Annotated in this window: 20 protein-coding genes; 14 read left to right on the top strand and 6 right to left on the bottom strand. The window is 69.2% G+C overall.

What is annotated here, in order from left to right:
* Positions 1 to 306: 306 nt before the first annotated feature.
* Complete coding sequence (hemW, locus tag A8G18_RS05515) at positions 307 to 1,518, top strand: radical SAM family heme chaperone HemW (protein ID WP_026003210.1); 1,212 nt, start codon at positions 307 to 309, stop codon at positions 1,516 to 1,518.
* 96 nt (positions 1,519 to 1,614) lie between these two features.
* On the opposite strand, the gene A8G18_RS05510 is transcribed toward hemW, so the two are convergent.
* Positions 1,615 to 1,968, bottom strand: coding sequence for a type II toxin-antitoxin system VapB family antitoxin (locus A8G18_RS05510; protein ID WP_064063059.1), 354 nt, complete (start codon positions 1,966 to 1,968; stop codon positions 1,615 to 1,617).
* Positions 1,969 to 2,126: 158 nt separating this feature from the next.
* On the opposite strand from A8G18_RS05510, the gene hrcA reads away from it, so the two are divergent.
* The 4 genes from hrcA to A8G18_RS05490 all read left to right on the top strand — a co-directional run bounded on the left by hrcA (position 2,127) and on the right by A8G18_RS05490 (position 6,028).
* Complete coding sequence (hrcA, locus tag A8G18_RS05505; RefSeq protein ID WP_016933790.1) at positions 2,127 to 3,170, top strand: heat-inducible transcriptional repressor HrcA; 1,044 nt, start codon at positions 2,127 to 2,129, stop codon at positions 3,168 to 3,170.
* A gap of 47 nt (positions 3,171 to 3,217) precedes the next feature.
* Complete coding sequence (gene dnaJ / locus A8G18_RS05500; protein WP_016933789.1) at positions 3,218 to 4,369, top strand: molecular chaperone DnaJ; 1,152 nt, start codon at positions 3,218 to 3,220, stop codon at positions 4,367 to 4,369.
* A gap of 9 nt (positions 4,370 to 4,378) precedes the next feature.
* Positions 4,379 to 5,137: a 16S rRNA (uracil(1498)-N(3))-methyltransferase gene (locus A8G18_RS05495; RefSeq protein WP_064063058.1), complete on the top strand. Its 759-nt coding sequence runs from the start codon at positions 4,379 to 4,381 to the stop codon at positions 5,135 to 5,137.
* 78 nt (positions 5,138 to 5,215) lie between these two features.
* A complete protein-coding gene (locus A8G18_RS05490; RefSeq protein ID WP_064063057.1) occupies positions 5,216 to 6,028 on the top strand; it encodes an alpha/beta hydrolase family protein in 813 nt (270 codons plus the stop codon).
* Here A8G18_RS05490 and A8G18_RS05485 read toward each other — a convergent pair.
* On the bottom strand, positions 5,972 to 7,585 hold the full coding sequence (locus A8G18_RS05485) for an MFS transporter (protein WP_016933434.1): 1,614 nt from the start codon (positions 7,583 to 7,585) through the stop codon (positions 5,972 to 5,974). The two genes, A8G18_RS05490 and A8G18_RS05485, sit on opposite strands and share 57 nt — an antisense overlap.
* Before the next feature lie 182 nt (positions 7,586 to 7,767).
* Between A8G18_RS05485 and A8G18_RS05480 the strand changes: the two genes are divergently transcribed.
* The 5 genes from A8G18_RS05480 (at position 7,768) to era (ending at position 12,412) form a co-directional block, all read left to right on the top strand.
* Positions 7,768 to 8,370 (top strand): TetR/AcrR family transcriptional regulator, encoded by a 603-nt coding sequence (locus tag A8G18_RS05480; protein ID WP_016933435.1) that lies wholly within the window; start codon positions 7,768 to 7,770, stop codon positions 8,368 to 8,370.
* 102 nt (positions 8,371 to 8,472) lie between these two features.
* The gene (locus tag A8G18_RS05475) at positions 8,473 to 9,531 is read left to right on the top strand and encodes a PhoH family protein (RefSeq protein ID WP_016933436.1); all 1,059 of its coding nucleotides are present in this window, start codon (positions 8,473 to 8,475) and stop codon (positions 9,529 to 9,531) included.
* A 49-nt stretch (positions 9,532 to 9,580) separates the two neighbouring features.
* Entirely contained in the window at positions 9,581 to 10,123 is a 543-nt protein-coding gene (gene ybeY, locus A8G18_RS05470; protein WP_064063056.1) for an rRNA maturation RNase YbeY, read from the top strand.
* Between the two features lie 58 nt (positions 10,124 to 10,181).
* Positions 10,182 to 11,498 carry a hemolysin family protein gene (locus tag A8G18_RS05465; RefSeq protein WP_064063055.1) on the top strand — a complete coding sequence of 439 codons (1,317 nt, stop codon included), beginning with the start codon at positions 10,182 to 10,184 and terminating at the stop codon, positions 11,496 to 11,498.
* Positions 11,495 to 12,412, top strand: coding sequence for a GTPase Era (gene era, locus A8G18_RS05460; protein ID WP_064063054.1), 918 nt, complete (start codon positions 11,495 to 11,497; stop codon positions 12,410 to 12,412). Before A8G18_RS05465 ends, era begins: the two co-directional genes overlap by 4 nt.
* Positions 12,413 to 12,429: 17 nt before the next feature.
* Here the strand turns inward: era and A8G18_RS05455 are convergent, their stop codons facing one another.
* The 4 genes from A8G18_RS05455 to A8G18_RS05440 form a co-directional block, all read right to left on the bottom strand.
* Positions 12,430 to 13,077, bottom strand: coding sequence for a cysteine hydrolase family protein (locus A8G18_RS05455; RefSeq protein WP_064063053.1), 648 nt, complete (start codon positions 13,075 to 13,077; stop codon positions 12,430 to 12,432).
* Between the two features lie 47 nt (positions 13,078 to 13,124).
* Positions 13,125 to 14,714: a permease gene (locus A8G18_RS05450; RefSeq protein WP_115311580.1), complete on the bottom strand. Its 1,590-nt coding sequence runs from the start codon at positions 14,712 to 14,714 to the stop codon at positions 13,125 to 13,127.
* A gap of 266 nt (positions 14,715 to 14,980) precedes the next feature.
* Positions 14,981 to 15,556, bottom strand: a complete 576-nt coding sequence (locus A8G18_RS05445; protein WP_064063052.1) for a TetR/AcrR family transcriptional regulator — start codon at positions 15,554 to 15,556, stop codon at positions 14,981 to 14,983.
* A complete protein-coding gene (locus tag A8G18_RS05440) occupies positions 15,547 to 16,956 on the bottom strand; it encodes an amidase (RefSeq protein WP_064063051.1) in 1,410 nt (469 codons plus the stop codon). Before A8G18_RS05440 ends, A8G18_RS05445 begins: the two co-directional genes overlap by 10 nt.
* A 103-nt stretch (positions 16,957 to 17,059) precedes the next feature.
* Between A8G18_RS05440 and recO the strand changes: the two genes are divergently transcribed.
* The 4 genes from recO to A8G18_RS05420 form a co-directional block, all read left to right on the top strand.
* Entirely contained in the window at positions 17,060 to 17,890 is an 831-nt protein-coding gene (recO, locus tag A8G18_RS05435; RefSeq protein ID WP_084421531.1) for a DNA repair protein RecO, read from the top strand.
* Entirely contained in the window at positions 17,847 to 18,653 is an 807-nt protein-coding gene (locus A8G18_RS05430) for an isoprenyl transferase (protein ID WP_064063049.1), read from the top strand. Before recO ends, A8G18_RS05430 begins: the two co-directional genes overlap by 44 nt.
* Positions 18,650 to 19,075: a hypothetical protein gene (locus tag A8G18_RS05425; protein WP_016935069.1), complete on the top strand. Its 426-nt coding sequence runs from the start codon at positions 18,650 to 18,652 to the stop codon at positions 19,073 to 19,075. The genes A8G18_RS05430 and A8G18_RS05425 overlap by 4 nt, the downstream gene beginning before the upstream one ends.
* Positions 19,072 to 19,618 (top strand): T3SS (YopN, CesT) and YbjN peptide-binding chaperone 1 (locus A8G18_RS05420; RefSeq protein ID WP_064063048.1); only part of this gene is annotated, 547 nt, incomplete at its 3' end. The genes A8G18_RS05425 and A8G18_RS05420, both read left to right, overlap by 4 nt.

Genomic DNA, 19,618 nt, shown 5'->3' with positions numbered 1-19,618 from the left:
ATCTGGGATGTGCCGGGGAGTGCCGACTACGAACAGTCGGCGCAGAGACAAGCGGCGCAAGGCAGACAGCAGGACGCGCAGACGCGCTTGAAGTCGACGTGGCGTCGCGCCACGAGTCGCACTCCGGGTCCTGTCATGCCGACCATTGTGCCATGTCACCGGGGCGATTCCGAATTGTGGCCGGTATTTCCACCCGATTTTCGGGAAATGTCGAGGTAGGGGGCTCGCGCGCGGAGGCGCCCTCCGGGTCTCTGGAAGACTGGGGTCGTGAACACCACGGAGATCGGTCGGCGCACCGGCACGGAAATCGGTATCGCGGGTCGTCCGGCCGGTCTCGAACTTCCCGCTCCGGCGCTCGCGGGGGTGGGGACGCGACCGTTCGGGGTGTACGTGCACGTGCCCTTCTGCGCGACCCGCTGCGGCTACTGCGATTTCAACACCTACACGGCCGGTGAGCTCGGCAGCGCCGCCTCACCGCAGTCCTGGCTCGAGGGTCTGCGCCGCGAACTCGACGCCGGCGCCCGGTTGCTCTCGGACACCGGACGACGGGCACCCGCCGCCGAGACGGTCTTCGTCGGCGGCGGCACCCCCTCGCTGCTCGGCGCAGACGGGCTCGCGCAGGTGCTCGACGCGATCCGCGACTCGTTCGGACTCGCGCCCGGCGCCGAGGTGACCACCGAATCCAACCCCGAATCCACCTCCACGCAGTTCTTCTCGGCCATCCGGGAGGCCGGATACACCCGCGTGTCGCTGGGCATGCAGTCCGCCGCGCCGCACGTGCTGGCGGTTCTCGACCGCACCCACACACCCGGGCGGCCGGTCGCGGCGGCGAAGGAAGCGCGCGCGGCCGGTTTCGCCCATGTCAACCTCGATCTGATCTACGGCACACCGGGCGAGCGCGACGCCGATCTCGATGCCTCCCTCGACGCGGTGCTCGAGGCGGGCGTCGACCACGTCTCGGCGTACGCGCTCATCGTCGAGGACGGCACCGCGCTCGCGCGCCGTGTGCGTCGCGGCGAGCTGCCCGCACCGGACGACGATGTGCTCGCCGCGCGGTACGAACGGATCGACGCACGACTCGCCGAGGCGGGTATGACCTGGTACGAGGTGTCCAACTGGGCGAAGGCCGACGATCCGTCGGCGCGCTGCGCCCACAACCTCGGCTACTGGGACGGTGGCGATTGGTGGGGTGCCGGACCGGGGGCACACAGTCACGTCGGCGGCGTGCGCTGGTGGAACGTCAAGCACCCCGCCCGCTACGCGTCGACTCTCGCCGACGGTGTCCTGCCCGTGGCGGGCAGCGAACACCTCACGACCGAGGACCGGCACACCGAACTCGTGATGCTCACCGTCCGGCTGCGCACGGGCCTGCCGCTCGCCGTGCTCGACGCCGAGGAGCGCGAGGCGGCGGAGACGGTGATCGCCGACGGTCTCGCCGTGGTGCACGACGGCCACCTCGTGCTGACCGACCGGGGCAGGCTACTGGCCGACGCGGTGGTCCGCTCGATTCTCACCTAGCCGGCTCGTCCGTGCCCACTGCTTCCCGGTCGTGGCCCGAGCTCGGCCGGTCCGTCGGACGTCGGTCGAAACGGAACGAATCCACTCCTGATCCCGCTACGCGGGAGACGTGCCCCGAACCTCGGCACCCGGATCGGAAGCGGCACCGGGAATCAACAGGTCGTACTCGAACACCCGGACGTGCATCACCGGCCGGTTCCGCAGCGCGGACTGCACCGCCCGGTGGAGTCCGTCCTCGAGATACAGCACGCCCTGCCACTGGACGGCGTGCGGGAACAGATCGCCGTAGAAGGTCGAATCCTCCGACAACAGCCGGTCGAGTTCGAGAACCTTCGTGGTCGTGACGATCTCGTCGAGGCGCACCTGACGGGGCGGAATCCTCGACCAGTCGCGCAGAGACAGTCCGTGATCGGGATACGGCTTGCCGTCCCGGACGCCCTTGAAGATCATGCGAACACATTACGGGGAACGCGCTGCCGACGTCGCGTCCGGTGCCGGGATGGTGTCGCGCACGTGCCCGACACCTGCACGGTCCTCGCGCGATTAGACTGGCAGGGTACGGCCCCGAGAGGTGCGGTCCTGCAGGCGGTGGAAACGGAGGTGGCGGGTTGTCGAGTACCGAGGAGCGGAGATTCAAGGTCTTGCGCGCCATCGTGGCGGATTATGTGTCCACCAAGGAGCCGATCGGCTCCAAGACTCTCGTCGACCGGCACAATCTCGGTGTATCCAGCGCCACGGTCCGCAACGACATGGCTGTGCTCGAAGCCGAGGGCTACATCACACAGACCCACACGAGTTCCGGGCGCGTACCCACCGACAAGGGCTACCGCCAGTTCGTCGACAGGATCGCCGAGGTCAAGCCGCTCTCGTCGGCCGAGCGTCGCGCGATCCTGCAGTTCCTCGAATCCGGTGTCGACCTCGACGATGTGCTGCGGCGCGCGGTGCGTCTGCTCGCACAGCTCACCCGTCAGGTCGCGGTCGTGCAGTACCCGACGCTCTCGGCGTCGTCCGTGCGACACCTCGAGGTGGTCGGGCTGACACCGGCGCGGCTGCTGCTCGTGCTCATCACCGATTCGGGTCGGGTGGATCAGCGGATCGTCGAACTCGGCGACGTGATCGACGAGGACGGTCTGTCGCGACTGCGTGAGCTGCTCGGCGGGGCGCTGGCCGGCAAGCGGCTCGCTGCCGCGTCCATCGCGGTCACCGAACTCGCCGACAACGCGCCGGAGGATCTGCGCGACGCGCTCATCCGGTGCACCACGGTGCTGGTGGAAACCCTCGTCGAGCATCCCGAGGAACGCCTCGTGCTCGGCGGCACCGCCAACCTCACCCGCAACGCCGCGGACTTCGACGGCCACGGGATCGTGCCGGGATCGTTGCGCACGGTCCTCGAAGCGCTCGAGGAGCAGGTGGTGGTGCTGAAGCTGCTCGCGTCCAGCCAGGACGCCGGCCGGGTCACCGTCCGCATCGGTGAGGAGACCCAGTTCGAGGAGATGCGCACCACCTCCGTCGTGTCCACCGGTTACGGTGCCGCAGGTACGGTCTTCGGTGGTCTGGGAGTGCTCGGCCCCACCCGGATGGACTATCCGGGAACCATCGCATCGGTGGCTACCGTTGCGAGATATATCGGTGAGGTGCTCGGCGAGCGCTGAGCACCGTCCATTTTCTGTGTAGAACGAAGTAAGGACGAGAACCAAACGTGGCACGGGACTACTACGGGACGCTCGGCGTGTCCAAGAACGCGACCGACCAGGAGATCAAACGGGCGTACCGCAAGTTGGCGCGCGAGCACCACCCCGACGTGAACCCCGACGAGTCGGCGCAGAAGCGTTTCCAGGAGATCTCGGCCGCCTACGAGGTGCTGTCGGATCCCGAGAAGCGACGCATCGTCGACCTCGGCGGCGATCCGCTCGAACCCGGTGGCGGCGGCGCCGGTGGCTTCGGGGGTGCCGGCTTCGGTGGCGGACTCGGCGACGTCTTCGAGGCGTTCTTCGGTGGCGGGGCAGGCGGATCCCGCGGCCCGCGCGGCCGCGTCCAGCCCGGCGCCGACTCGCTGCTCCGCACCCGGCTGACCCTCGAGGAATGCGCTCGTGGCGTCACCAAGACGGTCACCGTCGACACCGCGATCCTGTGCGATGCGTGCACCGGTTCCGGTACCCACGGCGACTCTAAGCCCGTGCGATGCGAGACCTGCGGTGGTGCCGGCGAGGTCCAGTCGGTGCAGCGCTCCTTCCTCGGCCAGGTCATGACGTCCCGGCCCTGCCCGACCTGCCGCGGTGTCGGCGAGACCATCCCGGACCCCTGCCGGAAGTGCGGCGGCGACGGTCGCGTGCGCGCCCGCCGTGAGATCACCGTCAAGGTGCCTGCCGGTGTGGGCAACGGCATGCGCATCCGCCTCGCGGCCCAGGGTGAGGTCGGCCCCGGCGGTGGTCCCGCCGGCGATCTCTACGTCGAGGTGCTCGAACAGCAGCACGAGGTGTTCGTCCGCGACGGCGACGATCTGCACTGCACCATCCGGGTGCCCATGGTCGACGCCGCGCTCGGCACCGCGGTGACGGTCGACACGATCCTCGACGGCCCGATCGAGATCACCGTCGATCCCGGCACCCAGCCCGGTTCGGTCTCGGTGCTGCGCGGTCACGGCATGCCGAAGCTGCGGTCGGGCACGCGCGGTGATCTGCACGCCCATCTCGAGGTCGTGGTGCCCACCCGGATCGATCACAAGCAGACCAAGCTGCTCGAGGATCTGCGCCGGCACAGCGACCGCGAGCGTGTCGAGGTCGTGACGACCGGTTCGCAGAACTCCGGCGGCCTGTTCTCGCGTCTGCGCGACGCGTTCAGCGCCCGCTAGGTCGCCCGGGTGGCCGCGACACTGTTCTACCTCGACCCGCTGCCCGCCGAAGGGCAGACGGCCGTGCTCGACGGCAAGGAGGGCCGCCACGCCGCCACGGTCCGTCGCATCGCGGTCGGCGAACGGCTCGTGTTGTCCGACGGTGCGGGTGGGGTCGCCGACGTCGAGGTCACCGCGGTGGCGAAGGATCGGCTCGAAGCCCTCGTGCTCGGTCGTCGCGCCGTCGCCCGGCCGCGTCCGAGTGTGACGGTCGTGCAGGCGTTGCCGAAGTCCGACCGGTCCGAACTCGCCGTCGAACTGGCCACCGAGGCCGGGGCCGACGAGTTCGTGCCGTGGCAGTCGGCGCGGTGCGTCGCACGATGGGATGCCAAGGCGGACAAGGGTGTTGCCAAATGGCAGGCTGTTGCGACCTCGGCGGCCAAACAGTCGCGGCGTGCGCACGTGCCCACGGTCGGCGCGCTGCACCGCACCCCTGAGGTCGTCGCCCGCGTGCGGTCGGCCGTCGAGCGCGGTGACGTCGTCGCGGTGCTGCACGAATCCGCGACCACTCCCTTCGCCGACCTGCCGGTGGGCGACGCCGATTCGCTGACGCTGATCGTCGGTCCCGAAGGCGGACTCGACGACGCGGAGGTCCACGCTCTCGTCGACGCGGGGGCTGTGGCCGTCGGTCTCGGCCCCACGGTGCTGCGTACCTCGACCGCGGCGGCCGTCGCACTCGGAGCGATCGGCGTGCTCACCGACCGGTGGCGCACCCGGCCGCTGCACTAGGGACCGTGTGCGGGTCCCGACTCTCTGCACTGAGGGACCGCGTGCGGGTCCCGACCCTCTGCACTGAAGGAATTCCTCTTGGCTCGCACCAGAATCGCCTACGGCGCCCACTCGCAGCAGTTCGGGCACGTCTTCCTGCCCGACCTCGAGTCTGTGACGGGGCCCGTTCCCGTCGTCATGGTCGTCCACGGGGGTTCGTGGCACGGTCGTTACCAACTCACCTTGGGCACGGCGCTCGCCGTCGATCTCGCTCGTCGCGGTGTGGTGGCGTGGAACGTCGAGTACCGGCGCCTCGAGGCCGGTGGCGCGTGGGACGAGATGTCCGCCGACCTGGTTGCGGCGTTCGAGACGATCTTCACCGAGGTCGTTCCGCACTCGCAGCGCGCCGGCGTCGAGATCGACGTCGACCGTGTCCGGCTCGTCGGTCATTCGGCGGGAGGTCAGCTGGCGGTGTGGCTCGCCGGTGAGAACACATCGGTGCGGCCGGAATTCGTGGTCTCGCAGGCAGGAGCGCTCGACCTGGTCACGCCCGGGGAGCGAGGCCGCCGTGTGCACGCATTCGAGGCGCTCTTCGGTGCGTCCTACACGGATGAGCCGGAGCGTTACCGCTGCGCCTCACCCACGCACCGGGTGCCGATCGGTGTGCCGGTCGCGGTGCTGCACGGCACCATCGACGAGCAGGTTCCGGTGAGTGTGGCGCACCGCTACGCCGAGGTGGCCGCGACAGCGGGAGATCCGGTGTCGCTGGAATTGTTCGACGGCGACGACCATGTCGCCTTCCTGAACCGCACGACCCGCTCCTGGGAGCGATCGCTCGAACTGCTCACCGCTCCGTCAGTCGCCGACCTCGGCATCGCTGCGGGAGTGGGCGGGGAGTCCGCGGGGGAGTAGCGCCGTGACCGCCGCGGCGCCGACGAGCAGGACGATACCGGCGACGAGGCTCGCGGACGAGATCGCCTGCGCGAACGCCGCGGACGACGCGTCGAGCAGAGGTTGTGCGTACGACGCCGCGAACGGATGGGCTGCGAGTTCCTCCGCGACGATCGCCGCACCGCCCACCGAGTCGCCGGCCGCCTCGATCGCCATCGCCGCCTGCTCGGCCATCGGGCCCGTCAGATCTGCCATCGGGAATCCGTCGAGGAAACCGGAGATCTCACGGTGATAGGTGGTCGCGAGGATCGAGCCGAGTACGGCGATGCCCAGTGAACCGCCGAATTCCACTGCGGTGTCGTTCAATCCGCCCGCCGATCCGAGATCCGAGTCGGGGAAGCCGCCCATGACGAGGTCGGTGGACGGGGGTGTGGCCAGGCCGATGCCCAGCCCCAGTAGCAGCAACGAGATGAGGAAGGGTGTGAAACCGGAGCCGGTGTCCGTGACGGTGAGGGCGAGGATGCCTGCCGCTGCGGCGATCATGCCCGCGCCCACGAGGAGCCGCGCGCCCAGGCGAGGGGCGAGCCGGCCGCTCAGCGCCGCGCCCAGCGAGACCGTCGCCGCAAGGGGGAGCAGACGCAGCCCCGTCTCGAGGGGGCCGTAGCCCAGCACGAACTGGAACTGCTGGGAGACGAAGTAGATGGCTCCGAATGCGACGAGGAAGAGCAACAGCACCGCGACGCAGGCACCGCCGACGGTCCGGTCCGCGACACGGTGCAGATCCAGCAGCGGCCGGGGATGGCGCAGTTCCCACACGACGAAGAGAACCGCGACGACCACCGAACCGACCGTGGTCGCGATCACCCCGGTGCCCCAACCGAAGTGGAAGCCTTCGATGATCGCGTAGACGATCCCGCCGAGGGCGAGGACCGACAGGGCGCCGCCGATCCAGTCGGTGCGGGTGAGATCGTCGGCCTTCGATGCGGGCACGAGGATCATGGCGGCGAGGGCGGCGAACGCCGCGATCGGCACGTTGATGAGGAAGGTCGACCCCCACGAGTTCGATTCGAGGAGCCATCCGGCGAGCAGGGGGCCGAGGGCGATGGCGAGGCCCGAGGTGGCCGCCCATGCGGCGATCGCCCGGGCACGCTCGCGCGGGGGGAACATCGCGACGAGCAACGACAGCGTCGCGGGCATGATGACGGCGGCGCCCACACCCATGACGATGCGTGCGACGATCACATCACCCGCGCTGTCGGCGAGCGATCCGTACACCGCCCCGGCGGCGAACCCCGCCAGGCCTGTCAGCAGTGCGCGTCGGCGGCCGTACCGGTCGCCGAGCACGCCGAACAGCAGCATCAGCGCGGCGTAGGGGACGGTGTAGCCGTCGATGATCCACTGCATGTCGGCGCTGGTGAGCTGCAGGTCGCGCAGCATTCCGGGCGCTGCGACGATGAGTGAGGTGTTCGCCATCACGACGATGAGCAGGCTCAGGCACAGCACCGCGAGTCCTGCCCAGCGCAGCCGGTAGGGTTCCTTCGCCCCGCTCCCTTCCGATCGGGTGACAGCAGTGGTCATCGGGCTCTCCTCGGGGTGCTGGGTGGACGGGGCCGGGCCCCGTTCTGCACGGCGCTGTGCAAGTTACAGAGCTACACACCCATGTGCAACTAAAATGAAAGACAGATCACAGTCAGCAGGAAGAGGCGAAGAACGTGGAGAACTCGGTCGCTCGACCACGAACCCGATTCATCGCGAACCGCATGCGCATACTCGACGCGGCAGTGATGTGTTTCGCCACCGACTTCGACGCGAGCATGGACGATGTCGCGAAGGCCGCGGGCGTGGTCCGCCGCACGGTGTACGCGCACTTCCCCAACCGGGAAGCGCTCGTCGAGGGGATCGTCGACGACGCCTCGACCGCGCTCGCCGAGGCCCTCGACCACCCCGAACCGGAGGACCCCGAGGTCGCCCTTGCGGTGGAGGGGCTACGGACCTGGCCGATCGGCGACCGCTATCGCGTGCTGCTCTCGTTCGCGCGCAAGGAGGTGGGTGAGCAACGTATCGCCGAGCTCGTCGCGCCGGTGCGCTCACGCGTCCTCGGGCTCGTCGAACGTGGACTCGCGCAGGGGCAATTCTCCGACTACCTTCCGGCGCCGGTGCTGGTCGGGATGATGGAGGGCCTGACGATGGCCACGCTCGAGCAGGCCAACCTCGGTCTGGTGGACGACTCGGGCGACACCATCGTGCTCGGCAACCTCGTGCTGGCCGGGGTCTCACCCGATCGGGCACCGGCCGTCCTCGCCGAGGCGCGGCGATGGCTCGCGGAGGCCACCTCGGGAGACGGGGGCACCGAAGCCCGGTGAAACGCACTGTTGCGGGAGGGTACGCCCCGCCCGGCGCTAGACTGGCACGAACACGACGACCGTCGTGCACGAGCCGAACCGAAAGCAGGACGTACCGTCCACGTGAGTGAACCAGACCGACCCCACGAGCCCGCCGAACTCGAACCGACCACGGTCAGATCGAGCCTGGACCTCCCGTCGGAGGCCGCAGCGCCCCTGCTCGGAGCCGCGGACGAGAACCTGATCGCCCTCGAGACCCTCCTGGCGGCGGACATCCACGTGCGGGGCAACACCGTCACGCTGACCGGTGCACCCGCCGACGTCGCCCTCGCCGAACGCGCGCTCGCCGAGCTCGTCACCCTCGTCCGACGTGGTCAGCCGCTCACCCCCGACGCCGTGCGCCGCACCGTGGGCATGCTCACCCAGGGGCTCTCCGAGTCGCCGGCCGACGTGCTCAGCCTCGACATCCTGTCGCGTCGCGGGAAGACGATCCGGCCCAAGACCCTGAACCAGAAGCGGTACGTCGACGCCATCGATGCTCACACCATCGTCTTCGGCATCGGCCCAGCCGGTACGGGCAAGACCTATCTCGCCATGGCGAAGGCCGTGCAGGCGCTGCAGACCAAGCAGGTCAACCGCATCATCCTCACCCGGCCCGCCGTCGAGGCCGGGGAACGACTCGGCTTCCTGCCGGGCACCCTGTACGAGAAGATCGACCCCTATCTGCGTCCGCTGCACGACGCACTGCACGACATGATGGATCCCGAGGCGATCCCGAAGCTCATGCAGGCCGGGGTGATCGAGGTTGCGCCCCTGGCATTCATGCGGGGCCGGACCCTCAATGACGCGTTCATCATCCTCGACGAGGCGCAGAACACCACGGCCGAACAGATGAAGATGTTCCTCACACGCCTGGGCTTCGGCTCCAAGATCGTCGTGACCGGCGACATCACGCAGATCGACCTGCCCGGCGGTGCCCGCTCGGGTCTCGCCGCCGCCACCGAGATCCTCGACGGCATCGACGACATCCACATCGCGCGACTCGACAGCAGCGACGTCGTGCGGCACCGGCTCGTCTCCGACATCGTCGACGCCTACGGCCGTTTCGAGGCCGGCCGCGACGGCGACGGGATCTCCGGCAACCGCGCCCAGCGCCGCGCGCAGCGGGTGCAGCGTCGATGAACCCCCTTGTAGATCAACCGACTACCGTCGTGCAGAAGGAACTCCAGTCATGAGCATCGAGATCTCGAACGAATCGGGCATGGACGTCTCGGAGGAGGAACTCCTCGACGTCGCTCGCTTCGTGATCGCCCGGATGGATGTGCATCCGGCGGCGGAGTTGTCGATGGTGCTCGTGGACCTCGACACCATGGCCGATCTGCACGTGAGGTGGATGGACCTGCCCGGCCCCACCGATGTGATGTCGTTCCCCATGGACGAACTCGAGCCCGGCGGACGTCCCGACGCTCCGGAGCCGGGCCCGTCGATGCTCGGCGACATCGTGCTGTGTCCGCAGTTCGCCGCAGACCAGGCGGTCAAGGCCGGTCACCCGGTGGACCACGAGCTCGCCCTGCTCACCGTGCACGGCATGCTCCACCTCCTGGGCTACGACCATGCCGAGCCGGAGGAGGAGAAGGAGATGTTCGGCCTGCAGAATCAGCTCCTCGCCGAGTGGTACGAGGAGGTCCGCCGCGCCGAGCAGGAGGCACTCCTCGCCGCCCGCGACCGGAAGCTGCTCGGCAAGGCCGGTTTCGTCGACACCCCCGAATCATGAGCGGCGACAGTACGAACCCACCTGATCGGACGACGCCGACCGGGGGAGTGACGGTCGCGTGAGTACCGTGCCCCTCGTCGTCCTGGCGGTCGTCCTGGTGGTGCTCGGCGGTCTGTTCGCCGCCGTCGATTCCGCCCTGAACACCGTATCCGCTGCGCGCGCCGAGGAACTCGCGAAAGAGGGCCGGACCGGTGCGCGGCGCCTGCTCGCTCTGCTCGACGATCGGCCCCGCTACGTCAATCTGACGGTGCTGCTGCGGATCCTCTGCGAGATCACCGCCACCGTGGTGCTCGTCGGTGCGCTGCTCGCCGTCCTCGACCGGACGTGGGTGCTCGTGGTGGGCGCCGCGGTGATGGTGATCGTCGACTACGTCGTGATCGGCGTCGGCCCCCGGACTCTCGGACGCCAGCACGCCTACCCGATCGCGCTCGCGGCCACCGGTCCGTTGCGGATCCTCGGTGTCCTGCTCGGTCCGATCAGCCGGATCCTCATCGCCGTGGGTAACGCCGTCACACCCGGCCGCGGTTTCCGGAACGGCCCGTTCGCCAACGAGATCGAGTTGCGCGAACTGGTCGACCTCGCGCAGGAGAGCGGGGTCGTGGCCGACGAGGAACGCCGGATGATCCAGTCGGTGTTCGATTTCGGCGACACCACCGCCCGCGAGATCATGGTTCCGCGTCCCGAGATGGTGTGGATCGAGGAGACCAAGACCGCCGGTCAGGCCACTTCGCTCGCGGTCCGCAGCGGACACTCCCGGATCCCGGTGATCGGCGAGAACGTCGACGACATCCGCGGTGTCGTCTACCTCAAGGATCTCGTCAAGCAGACCTACTACCACCGTGATGGTGGGCGCAGCGTCTCGGTGTCCGACGTCATGCGACCGGCGGTGTTCGTGCCGGATTCGAAGCGCCTCGACGATCTGCTCGCCGACATGCAGCGCGACCGCAACCACATGGCGGTGCTCGTCGACGAATACGGCGGCATCGCAGGCCTGGTGACGATCGAGGACGTCATCGAGGAGATCGTCGGTGAGATCGCCGACGAATACGACACCGGGGAGATCCCCGACGTCGAGGATCTCGGCGACGACACCTACCGGGTCTCGGCGCGACTGCCCGTCGAGGATCTCGGCGAACTGTTCGATATCGACATCGAGGACGACGAGGTCGACACGGTCGGCGGACTCCTCGGCTACGAGCTCGGCCGAGTTCCTCTGCCGGGCGCGGAGGTACGGACCCACGGCCTGCTGCTGCGCGGTGAGGGCGGACCGGACGTCCGCGGGCGGGTGCGCGTGAGCACCGTCCACGTGCAGCGGGCGGCACCCCACGAAGAACACAGCGATACCGATACGGCCACGACCGAGGAGCATGCATGACCGACACCGACTTCCGTTCCGGCTTCATCTGTTTCGTCGGCCGGCCCAACACCGGGAAGTCGACGCTCACGAACGCGCTCGTGGGCAGCAAGATCGCGATCACCTCGTCGCGTCCGCAGACCACCCGGCACACCATCCGCGGCATCGTCCACCGCGACAAGGCGCAGCTCATCCTGGTCGACACCCCAGGACTGCACCGTCCGCGCACCCTGCTCGGCCAGCGACTGAACGATCTGGTGCAGGACACCTACTCCGAGGTCGACGCGATCGGCATGTGCTTCCCCGCCGACGAGAAGATCGGCCCCGGCGACCGCTGGATCCTGGAGCAGGTGCGGCACATGGCGCCGAAGACCCCGGTCGTCGGTATCGTGACGAAGATCGACAAGGTCGGCAAGCAGCAGGTCGCGGCGCAGTTGCTCGCCGTGTCGAAGCTCCTCGGCGAGGACTGCGAGGTCGTGCCCGTCTCCGCGGCGTCGGGTGAGCAGGTCGAGGTCCTCATCGACGTCCTCGTCTCGCACATGGAACCCGGTCCGGCCTTCTATCCCGACGGCGAGCTCACCGACGAGCCGGAGGAGACCCTGATGGCCGAGCTCATCCGTGAGGCCGCGCTCGAAGGTCTCGGCGACGAGCTGCCGCACTCGCTCGCGGTGGTCATCGAAGAGATCACGGAACGTGAGGGCCGCACCGAGAAGCAGGGCGAGATGCTCGACGTGCACGCGCTGCTCTACGTCGAGCGGCCGAGCCAGAAGGGCATCGTGATCGGCAAGGGCGGCGCCCGGCTGCGCGAGGTGGGCACCGCCGCGCGCACCCAGATCGAGAAGCTTCTCGGCGTGAAGATCTATCTCGACCTGCACGTGAAGGTCGCGAAGGACTGGCAGCGCGATCCCAAACAGCTGGGCCGCCTGGGATTCTGACGCTCGCTGCGAGCCCCCTATCGGGCGGACGTGGTGACCGGCCGGGCGAGCCACACCGATGCGAGGTCGTCCGCGGTCACCACGGTCCCGAAGTTCTGCGCGACCACCGAGACCGACGCGGCGTGTGCCGCGGGGCTGTAGGACGCGGTGCAGTCCTCGACGAGCGAGACCCAGTACTCGTGGAAGAGGGCACTGCGCAGGCTCGATTCGACACAGATCTCCGTCGCGACGCCCGTGAACAACAGTGATTCGATACCGCGTGAGCGCAGAACCCGATCGAGCTCGGTGCCGACGAAGGCACTGAAGCGGTGTTTGACGATCACCGGTTCACCCGGCGCCGGCCGGACACCGTAGAACTCGACGCCGACGGTCCCGGGCCGGCAGGTCAGGCCGGTCCGGGCGGTATCGGGCCCGTCGCCGACCCGTCCCAGCCATTGGGGAGAGTCGGTGGTCTCGTCGTGTTCCGTGCTGATCCACACGACGGGCACACCCGCCCGGCGGGCGCCGGCGATCAGTTCCGCGAGGCGCGGCGTCATCGTCACCGCGGCCGAGACGTCGAATCCGCACCCGGCGAGAGCGCCGTCCGGCGAGCAGAAGTCGTTCTGCATGTCGATCACCACCAGCGCGCACCGCTGCGGGTCGTAGCGGAATCCCGACTCGTTCATGCGAGGGTCCTCTCGTCGAAGTTGGTTGTTCGTTACCTATGTGGTCGTCACCAGAGCACCACAGCGGCGACGGCGGCGACGAGCAAACCGCTCACCACCGGGATCGCGAGGCGGCGCACGAGATCACCGACCGGAACGCGGCAGAATCCCGCGACCACGATCAGCGACGACCAGATGACGAGGGTGCCGCCACCGGTCCAGGTCGCGGCGTTCTGCGCGAGGGCGGCGAGAGTCGCAGTGTCCATGCCGGCCTGCGGAGCAAGGGACGCAGCGATTCCGCCGGTGAGCGGCAGTCCGGCCCAGCCGGATCCGTCGAGGCCGATGAGCATCCCGATCACCACCATGCTCAGTGCCGCGAAGAGCCCGTTGTCGGGGGTGTACTCCTGGACCCGCTCGACGGCGTCGAAGAGGAACGCCGGTCCGGTTTCCGACTCGAGTCCGAGGATCGACCCGGAGTAGTCGGGGATGCCGAGATAGACGAATCCGGCCACGGGCAGAATGATTCCCATGGCCTTGAATGCGTAGGCGAGTCCGTCCACGAAGTGCGTGGCGCAGTGCTCGAGTGCGTCGGACCGCTGTGTCGTCAGGGTCACCGCGGCCATGAGCAGAAGCGCGCTGCCTCCCACCAGTGACGCTCCTGCTCCGTCCGACCACGGAACCAGATCGGTGAAACGCCCCAGCATCATGTAGACGAGCACGAGTCCGAATGTCGCCGGGACGCCGATCGCCCAGGCTCGGGCGGATGCGGGGCGGGTGAGAACGGGTGTGCTCGTCCGGGAAAGGACGGCGTCGACGCTCGGTACCGCGACGGTGTCGCTGTTCGGTACCGCGACGGTGTCGCTGTTCGGTACCGCGACGGTGTCGCTGCTCGGCACCGTGCCGACCGGCAACGGACGGTTCCCCTCTCCGGGCGGGAGATCCGCTGCAGCACCCGCCGCGGGCTCGCCGGGCGCGAGACCACCGGCGCTCGAACCGCCATCCTGTGTCGCGGAATCCCGGCTGCGGCGCGCGATCTCGCGACGGACGGTGAGGAACCACGCGAGCGTGGCCGCGGTCAGCCCGACGATCAGGGACAGCACCAGCGCGCGGTCGGCGATGTCGTCGGCCGGCACACCGGCGCCGCTCGCGGAGATCGACGGCGCCAGACCGATGACGTAGTCGGAAGCGAGCGCCATGCCCTGCCCCGAGATGGCGAGGGCGAGGGCAGCGCCGAGCGGCGGCAGTCCCGCCTTGATCGCCGCCGGAAGCAGCACCGCTCCGATCAGCGCGAGCGCCGGTGTCGGCCAGAAGAACAGCGACAACAGGTAGGTGACGACGAACAACACGATGTAGGCGATGCGGCCGTCGATCATCCATCGCCCGAACGGGCGCACCATGAGTTCGTCGGCACCGATGGAACGCATCGCGGCGAGCATCGATGTCACAGCTGCGATGACCACGAAGATCTCGAACAGGGCGCCACCTGCGGTCAAGGTCGCACGGAAAACCGACATGACGGCGGAGGCGATGTTGCCGTCGTAGGCCAGCGCGGTGGCGAAGGTTGCGAGGACCGCCGGGATCAGGACGTTCTTACGCAATGCCATGGCGACGATCAGGACGAGCAGGCCGAGCAGGAACACGATGTGCGCGACGGTCACGAGCAGCTCCTCGACGAGAGAACGTGCAGCGGGCGGCGACCGTGGACGGGTCGGCGCCGCACCATCGATGGGGCGACACAACCGTCGTGGGTCGGAACACGTTCGATCTTGAAGTCCCGTGCAGGCACCGGCAATGGGCCGATCAGCCGATCGTGCACGGCATCGCCTGTGCACAGTGCACTGTTCGTGACCGCGATGTTTCGTGGTGTACTCGACGTGAACGTGCGGTCACGCCCTGATCCCGGCCGCAGGGGTCCGCGAGCGGCTCAGGGCTGTTCCGCGGCTGCGGCGTGTAGAAGCAGCAGAACGGATTCCGACAGATTCGCTTCGGTCCCCGTCGACAGGCGGCGCAGCTGCAGGCCGGTGATGGTGGCGACGACCGTCGGGGCGATCGTCTCCGGTCTCGGCACACCGAGGGCGGAGAGGACGGAGACGGCCAGCATGTCGTAGGCGCGCCAGCACCGCGCGGCGACCTGCCGTAGCTCGTCGTCGCGTCCCGCCTGCACGTACAGTTCGAAGGGTGCGATGCGCTCGGCCGTGAAGGTCAGGTCGTGGGCGACCCGCTCGGTGAGCTCCGCCGCTTCGGTCAACGACAACGCCTGTGAGCGATAGCGATCGGTGAGTTCGCGCAGGCGCTCGGTCTCCTCGTCGACGAAGAACTCGAGGGCGGCCCGCAGCAGGTCGGCCTGGGTGGGGAAGTGGTAGGTGATCGATCCCAGCGATACCTCGGCGCGCGCCGCGATGCGCCGGTTCGTCACCCCCGCGACACCGTGGGTGCCGACGAGATGGAGGGTGGCGTGGACGATCCGCGAGCGGGCGTCGTCGCGCGTGGTCACCACCATTGCTCCGGGGTGTGCTCGTGCCACCGCAGCACCGACTCCAGTTGCGAGGCGAGGGACACCAGGAGCGGTTCGGAGTTCTCCGGACCGAGCAATTGGGCGCCCACCGGCAGGCGCTCCTCGGTGAATCCGGCCGGGACGTTGACCGCGGGCCAGCCCAGCACGTTCCACGGCCACGCGTACGGGCACGCGCCCGTGATGACCTTGTCGGTGGCCCAGCCGCCGATTCCGTCGATCGCCGTCACCGGTAGCGGCGGTGTGGCGGGGGTGGGGGCGAGCACCACGTCGAACCGGTCGAAGATGCGGCCGACCCGCCGGTGCAGGCGCGGCTCGGCGGCGCGTGCTGCGCGTAGCGGAAATCCGTGCAGCAGGCGGCCGGTGCGCGCGTTGGCGCGGGTGCGGACGTCGGGGAGAGACGGATCGGGCAGGCGATGCAGCCAGTCCTCGATGCCGGACATGGAGCGCGGAAGGAAGTTCAGCCCGAAGAGGATTCCGTAGTCGGGATCGGCGAGGGTCACCTCGTGCCCGAGATCGCGCAGCACGGCGGCGAGCGCGGCGATGCGGGTGCGGACGCGGGCGTCGAGGCGGGTGGGTGTCGCGGTGAACGGAATCTTCACCGACAGGGCGATGTTCAGCCTGCCCGGATCCCGCCCCACGGAGTCGGAGACGGTGAGTGGCGCGCACGTGTGCCGGTCGCCGGGATGGTTGCCGGACACGACATCGAGGAGCAGGGCCGCGTCGGCGACCGTGCGGGCGAGGGGACCGTGCGTGGTCAGTCCGTTGAAGGACTCGGCGTCGGGCCACATGGAGATACGGCCGCGTTGCGGCTTGATGCCGACGAGATTCGACCACGAGGCAGGGATACGGACCGATCCGGCGCCGTCGGATCCCAGCGCGGCCGGCACGAGCCCGGCGGCGACGGCGGCGGCGCTGCCGCCCGACGAACCGCCGGGGGTGTGGTCGCGCGACCACGCGCTGCGGGTGTGCCCGAACGCATCACCGCCGGTGAGCGGCCACTGGCCGAGTTCGGGGGAGTGCGTCTTACCGACGATCACGGCTCCGGCGGCGCGCAGGCGGCGCACGACCTCGGCGTCGGTGTCCTTCGGAGCGAAGGTGCCGGCGCACCCGAACATCGTCGTCTCGCCGACGACGTCGGTGTCGTCCTTGATCGCGATGGGGACCCCGAGCAGGGGCAGGCGTTCGCCGCTCGCGCGGCGCCGGTCGGCCTCGCGGGCCTCGTCGAGTGCAGCCGTGCGGCGCACGACACGGAAGGCGTTGAGGTGCGGCTGTGACTCGTCGATCCGGTCGAGGCTCGCACGGACGAGATCCGTGGAGGTGGTCTCGTCGCGGTCGAGCGCTCCGATGGTCGCCTTCAGGTCGCGCAGGTCGGTTCGAGCATCCATTGGTTCCCCCGTTCGTTCGAACGAACAATAACGCGTTTCAGTTCTGGGTGTCGAGTCCCTTCGCGGGTCGTCCCGTGTCACCGCGCCATGACAGACTCGGGGAGTGAGGCTTTATCGGGACAACGCGGTGGTGCTGCGCCAGCACAAGCTGGGCGAGGCCGACCGCATCGTCACCCTGCTGACACGCCGGCACGGACTCGTGCGGGCCGTCGCGAAGGGTGTGCGCCGCACACGCTCGAAGTTCGGCGCGCGGCTCGAACCGTTCGCCCACATCGACGTCCAGCTCCACCCGGGCCGCAATCTCGACATCGTCACCCAGGTGCAGACCCTCGATGCCTTCGCCGTGGGCATCGTCGACGACTACTCCCGCTACACCACCGCGTGCGCGATCCTCGAGACCGCAGAACGGCTCGCCGGTGAGGAACGCGCACCCGTACCGCGCCTGCACGCGCTCACCGTCGGAGCCCTCCGTGCGGTGTGCGACCACACCCGGCCACCCGAACTCGTGCTCGACGCCTACCTGCTGCGAGCCATGACCTACGCGGGATGGGCGCCGGCGATCACCCACTGCGCGCGCTGCGACCGTCCCGGCCCGCACACCGCCTTCCACGTCGCCGCCGGCGGCGCGGTGTGTGTGCACTGCCGTCCCCCGGGGGCGGCCACACCCGCACCGGGAGTGTTCGCACTGCTCGACGCGCTCGACCGCGGACGATGGGCCGAGACCGAATCGGCCGACGCGGCGGTGCGGCGCCAGGCCAGCGGCCTCGTCGCCGCGCACCTGCAATGGCACCTCGAGCGGCAACTGCGCTCGCTGCCCCTCGTCGAACGCGGTCGCACCGAGCCTCCGATCTCCAACCGGGCTGATGACGTCGCACGGGCCGTCCGGCAGGATGGGGATCGTGATTCGACGACGTACCACGCCCCCATCGTCTGAGCGGGTGATCCGGCCGCCCGACCCGCACCCGTCGGGCGCACGGCCTCCCGTCCTGCAGCCCGAGCTGATCCCGCAGCACGTGGCGCTCGTGATGGACGGCAACGGTCGCTGGGCGCAGGAGCGTGGTCTGCCGCGCACCGCCGGGCACGAACGCGGCGAAGCCGTGCTGATGGACACGGTGTGCGGATGCATCGAGATGGGCGTCAAGTGGCTGTCGGCCTATGCCTTCTCCACCGAGAACTGGAAGCGCAGCCCCGACGAGGTCCGGTTCCTCATGGGCTTCAACCGCGACGTGATCCGGCGACGCCGCGACGAGATGCACGAGATGGGTGTGCGCGTCCGGTGGGCCGGCCGCCGTCCCCGCCTGTGGCGCAGCGTGATCAAGGAACTCGAGATCGCCGAGGAGCTGACGAAGGACAACGACGTCATGACCCTCACGATGTGCGTCAACTACGGCGGCCGCGCCGAGATCGCCGACGCCGCACGGGAGATCGCCCGGCGTGTCGCGGCCGGTGAACTGGACCCCGAGCGCATCACCGAGTCGACCGTCGCGCGGTATCTCGACGAGCCCGAGATGCCCGACGTCGACCTGTTCCTGCGGCCCTCGGGCGAGCAGCGCACCTCGAACTTCCTGCTGTGGCAGTCCGCTTACGCGGAACTGGTCTTCCAGGACACGATGTTCCCCGATTTCGACCGGCGCGACCTGTGGGCGGCATGCGTCGAATACGCCTCGCGCGACCGGCGATTCGGCGGTGTGAAGTGACCTCCCTGCGCGAGCGGGTCGCGGTCGCCCTCACGCCCTTCGTCGACGTCCGCACCCCGTCGTCCGTAGCGAACGGCGACAGCTCGTTCGGATTCGACTACGGCGCCGTGCCCTTCGCGCTGCAGGTCGTCACACTCACCGAAGGACTCGACGTGGTCTCCGTCACCGGAGTGCTCGCATGGGATCTCCCGCTCGACGACGCCGTGCGCAGCCGGGTCGCGACCGCTGCCGACGCCCTGCAGTTCGGCTCGGTGCACCTCGTCGAACGCGACGCCGAGGCCGACGTCGTACTGCGGTACTCGTTTCCCGCGACCGGTCTCGACGACACGGCGCTGACCACCATGCTGCTGCTCGTGCTCGACGGCGCCGCCGACGCGCGCGGTGCCGTCGCAGGAACCCCCGATCCGAAGGAGAATTCGTGACCACGACCGACACCGACGCCGAGGCCACCCCCGAGGAGGTCGTCGCCGCCGACGGGTCGCATGCCGTCGCGATCCCCACCGAGGACGACGACACGCTGCGTGCCGCTGTGGTGGAGACGCTTTCGGAGATCCTCGAGGAGGCTCCCGAAGCCGACGAGGACGGCGAGATCCCGATCTGGATCGACGACGTGCTCACCTACGCGACCGTCGACGCCGAGGGTGGCTTCGTGCTGCTCACCACGTATCTGGTCGAGGGCATCGCGGGCCGCACCCGGGCGGCGGAGGTCCTCGGCGACCTGCAGGTCGAGTTTCCCGAGGTGAAGTTCGTCCTCGACAAGGACCGGGTCACCGTCGAGTTGCGGGTCGCGGCGTCGCCGCTCGTCCCGATCCATCTCGTGCGGGCCGTCGCGTCGCTCGTCCCGGTCGTCGAGCAGGCACGCGCGCTGGCGCAGCGCCTCGGGGGCGAGGCCTCGGTCTTCGAGGGTGAGGCCGATGGCGACGAGGAGGACCTGCTCGTCGACGGCTGCGGCTGTGGGGACTGCG

The sequence above is a fragment of the Rhodococcus gordoniae genome (genome assembly GCF_001646655.1).
In the GTDB taxonomy this organism is placed as follows: domain Bacteria; phylum Actinomycetota; class Actinomycetes; order Mycobacteriales; family Mycobacteriaceae; genus Rhodococcus; species Rhodococcus gordoniae.
Note: the sequence above shows the minus strand (reverse complement) of the source record. Positions and strands in the feature narration are given on the sequence as shown.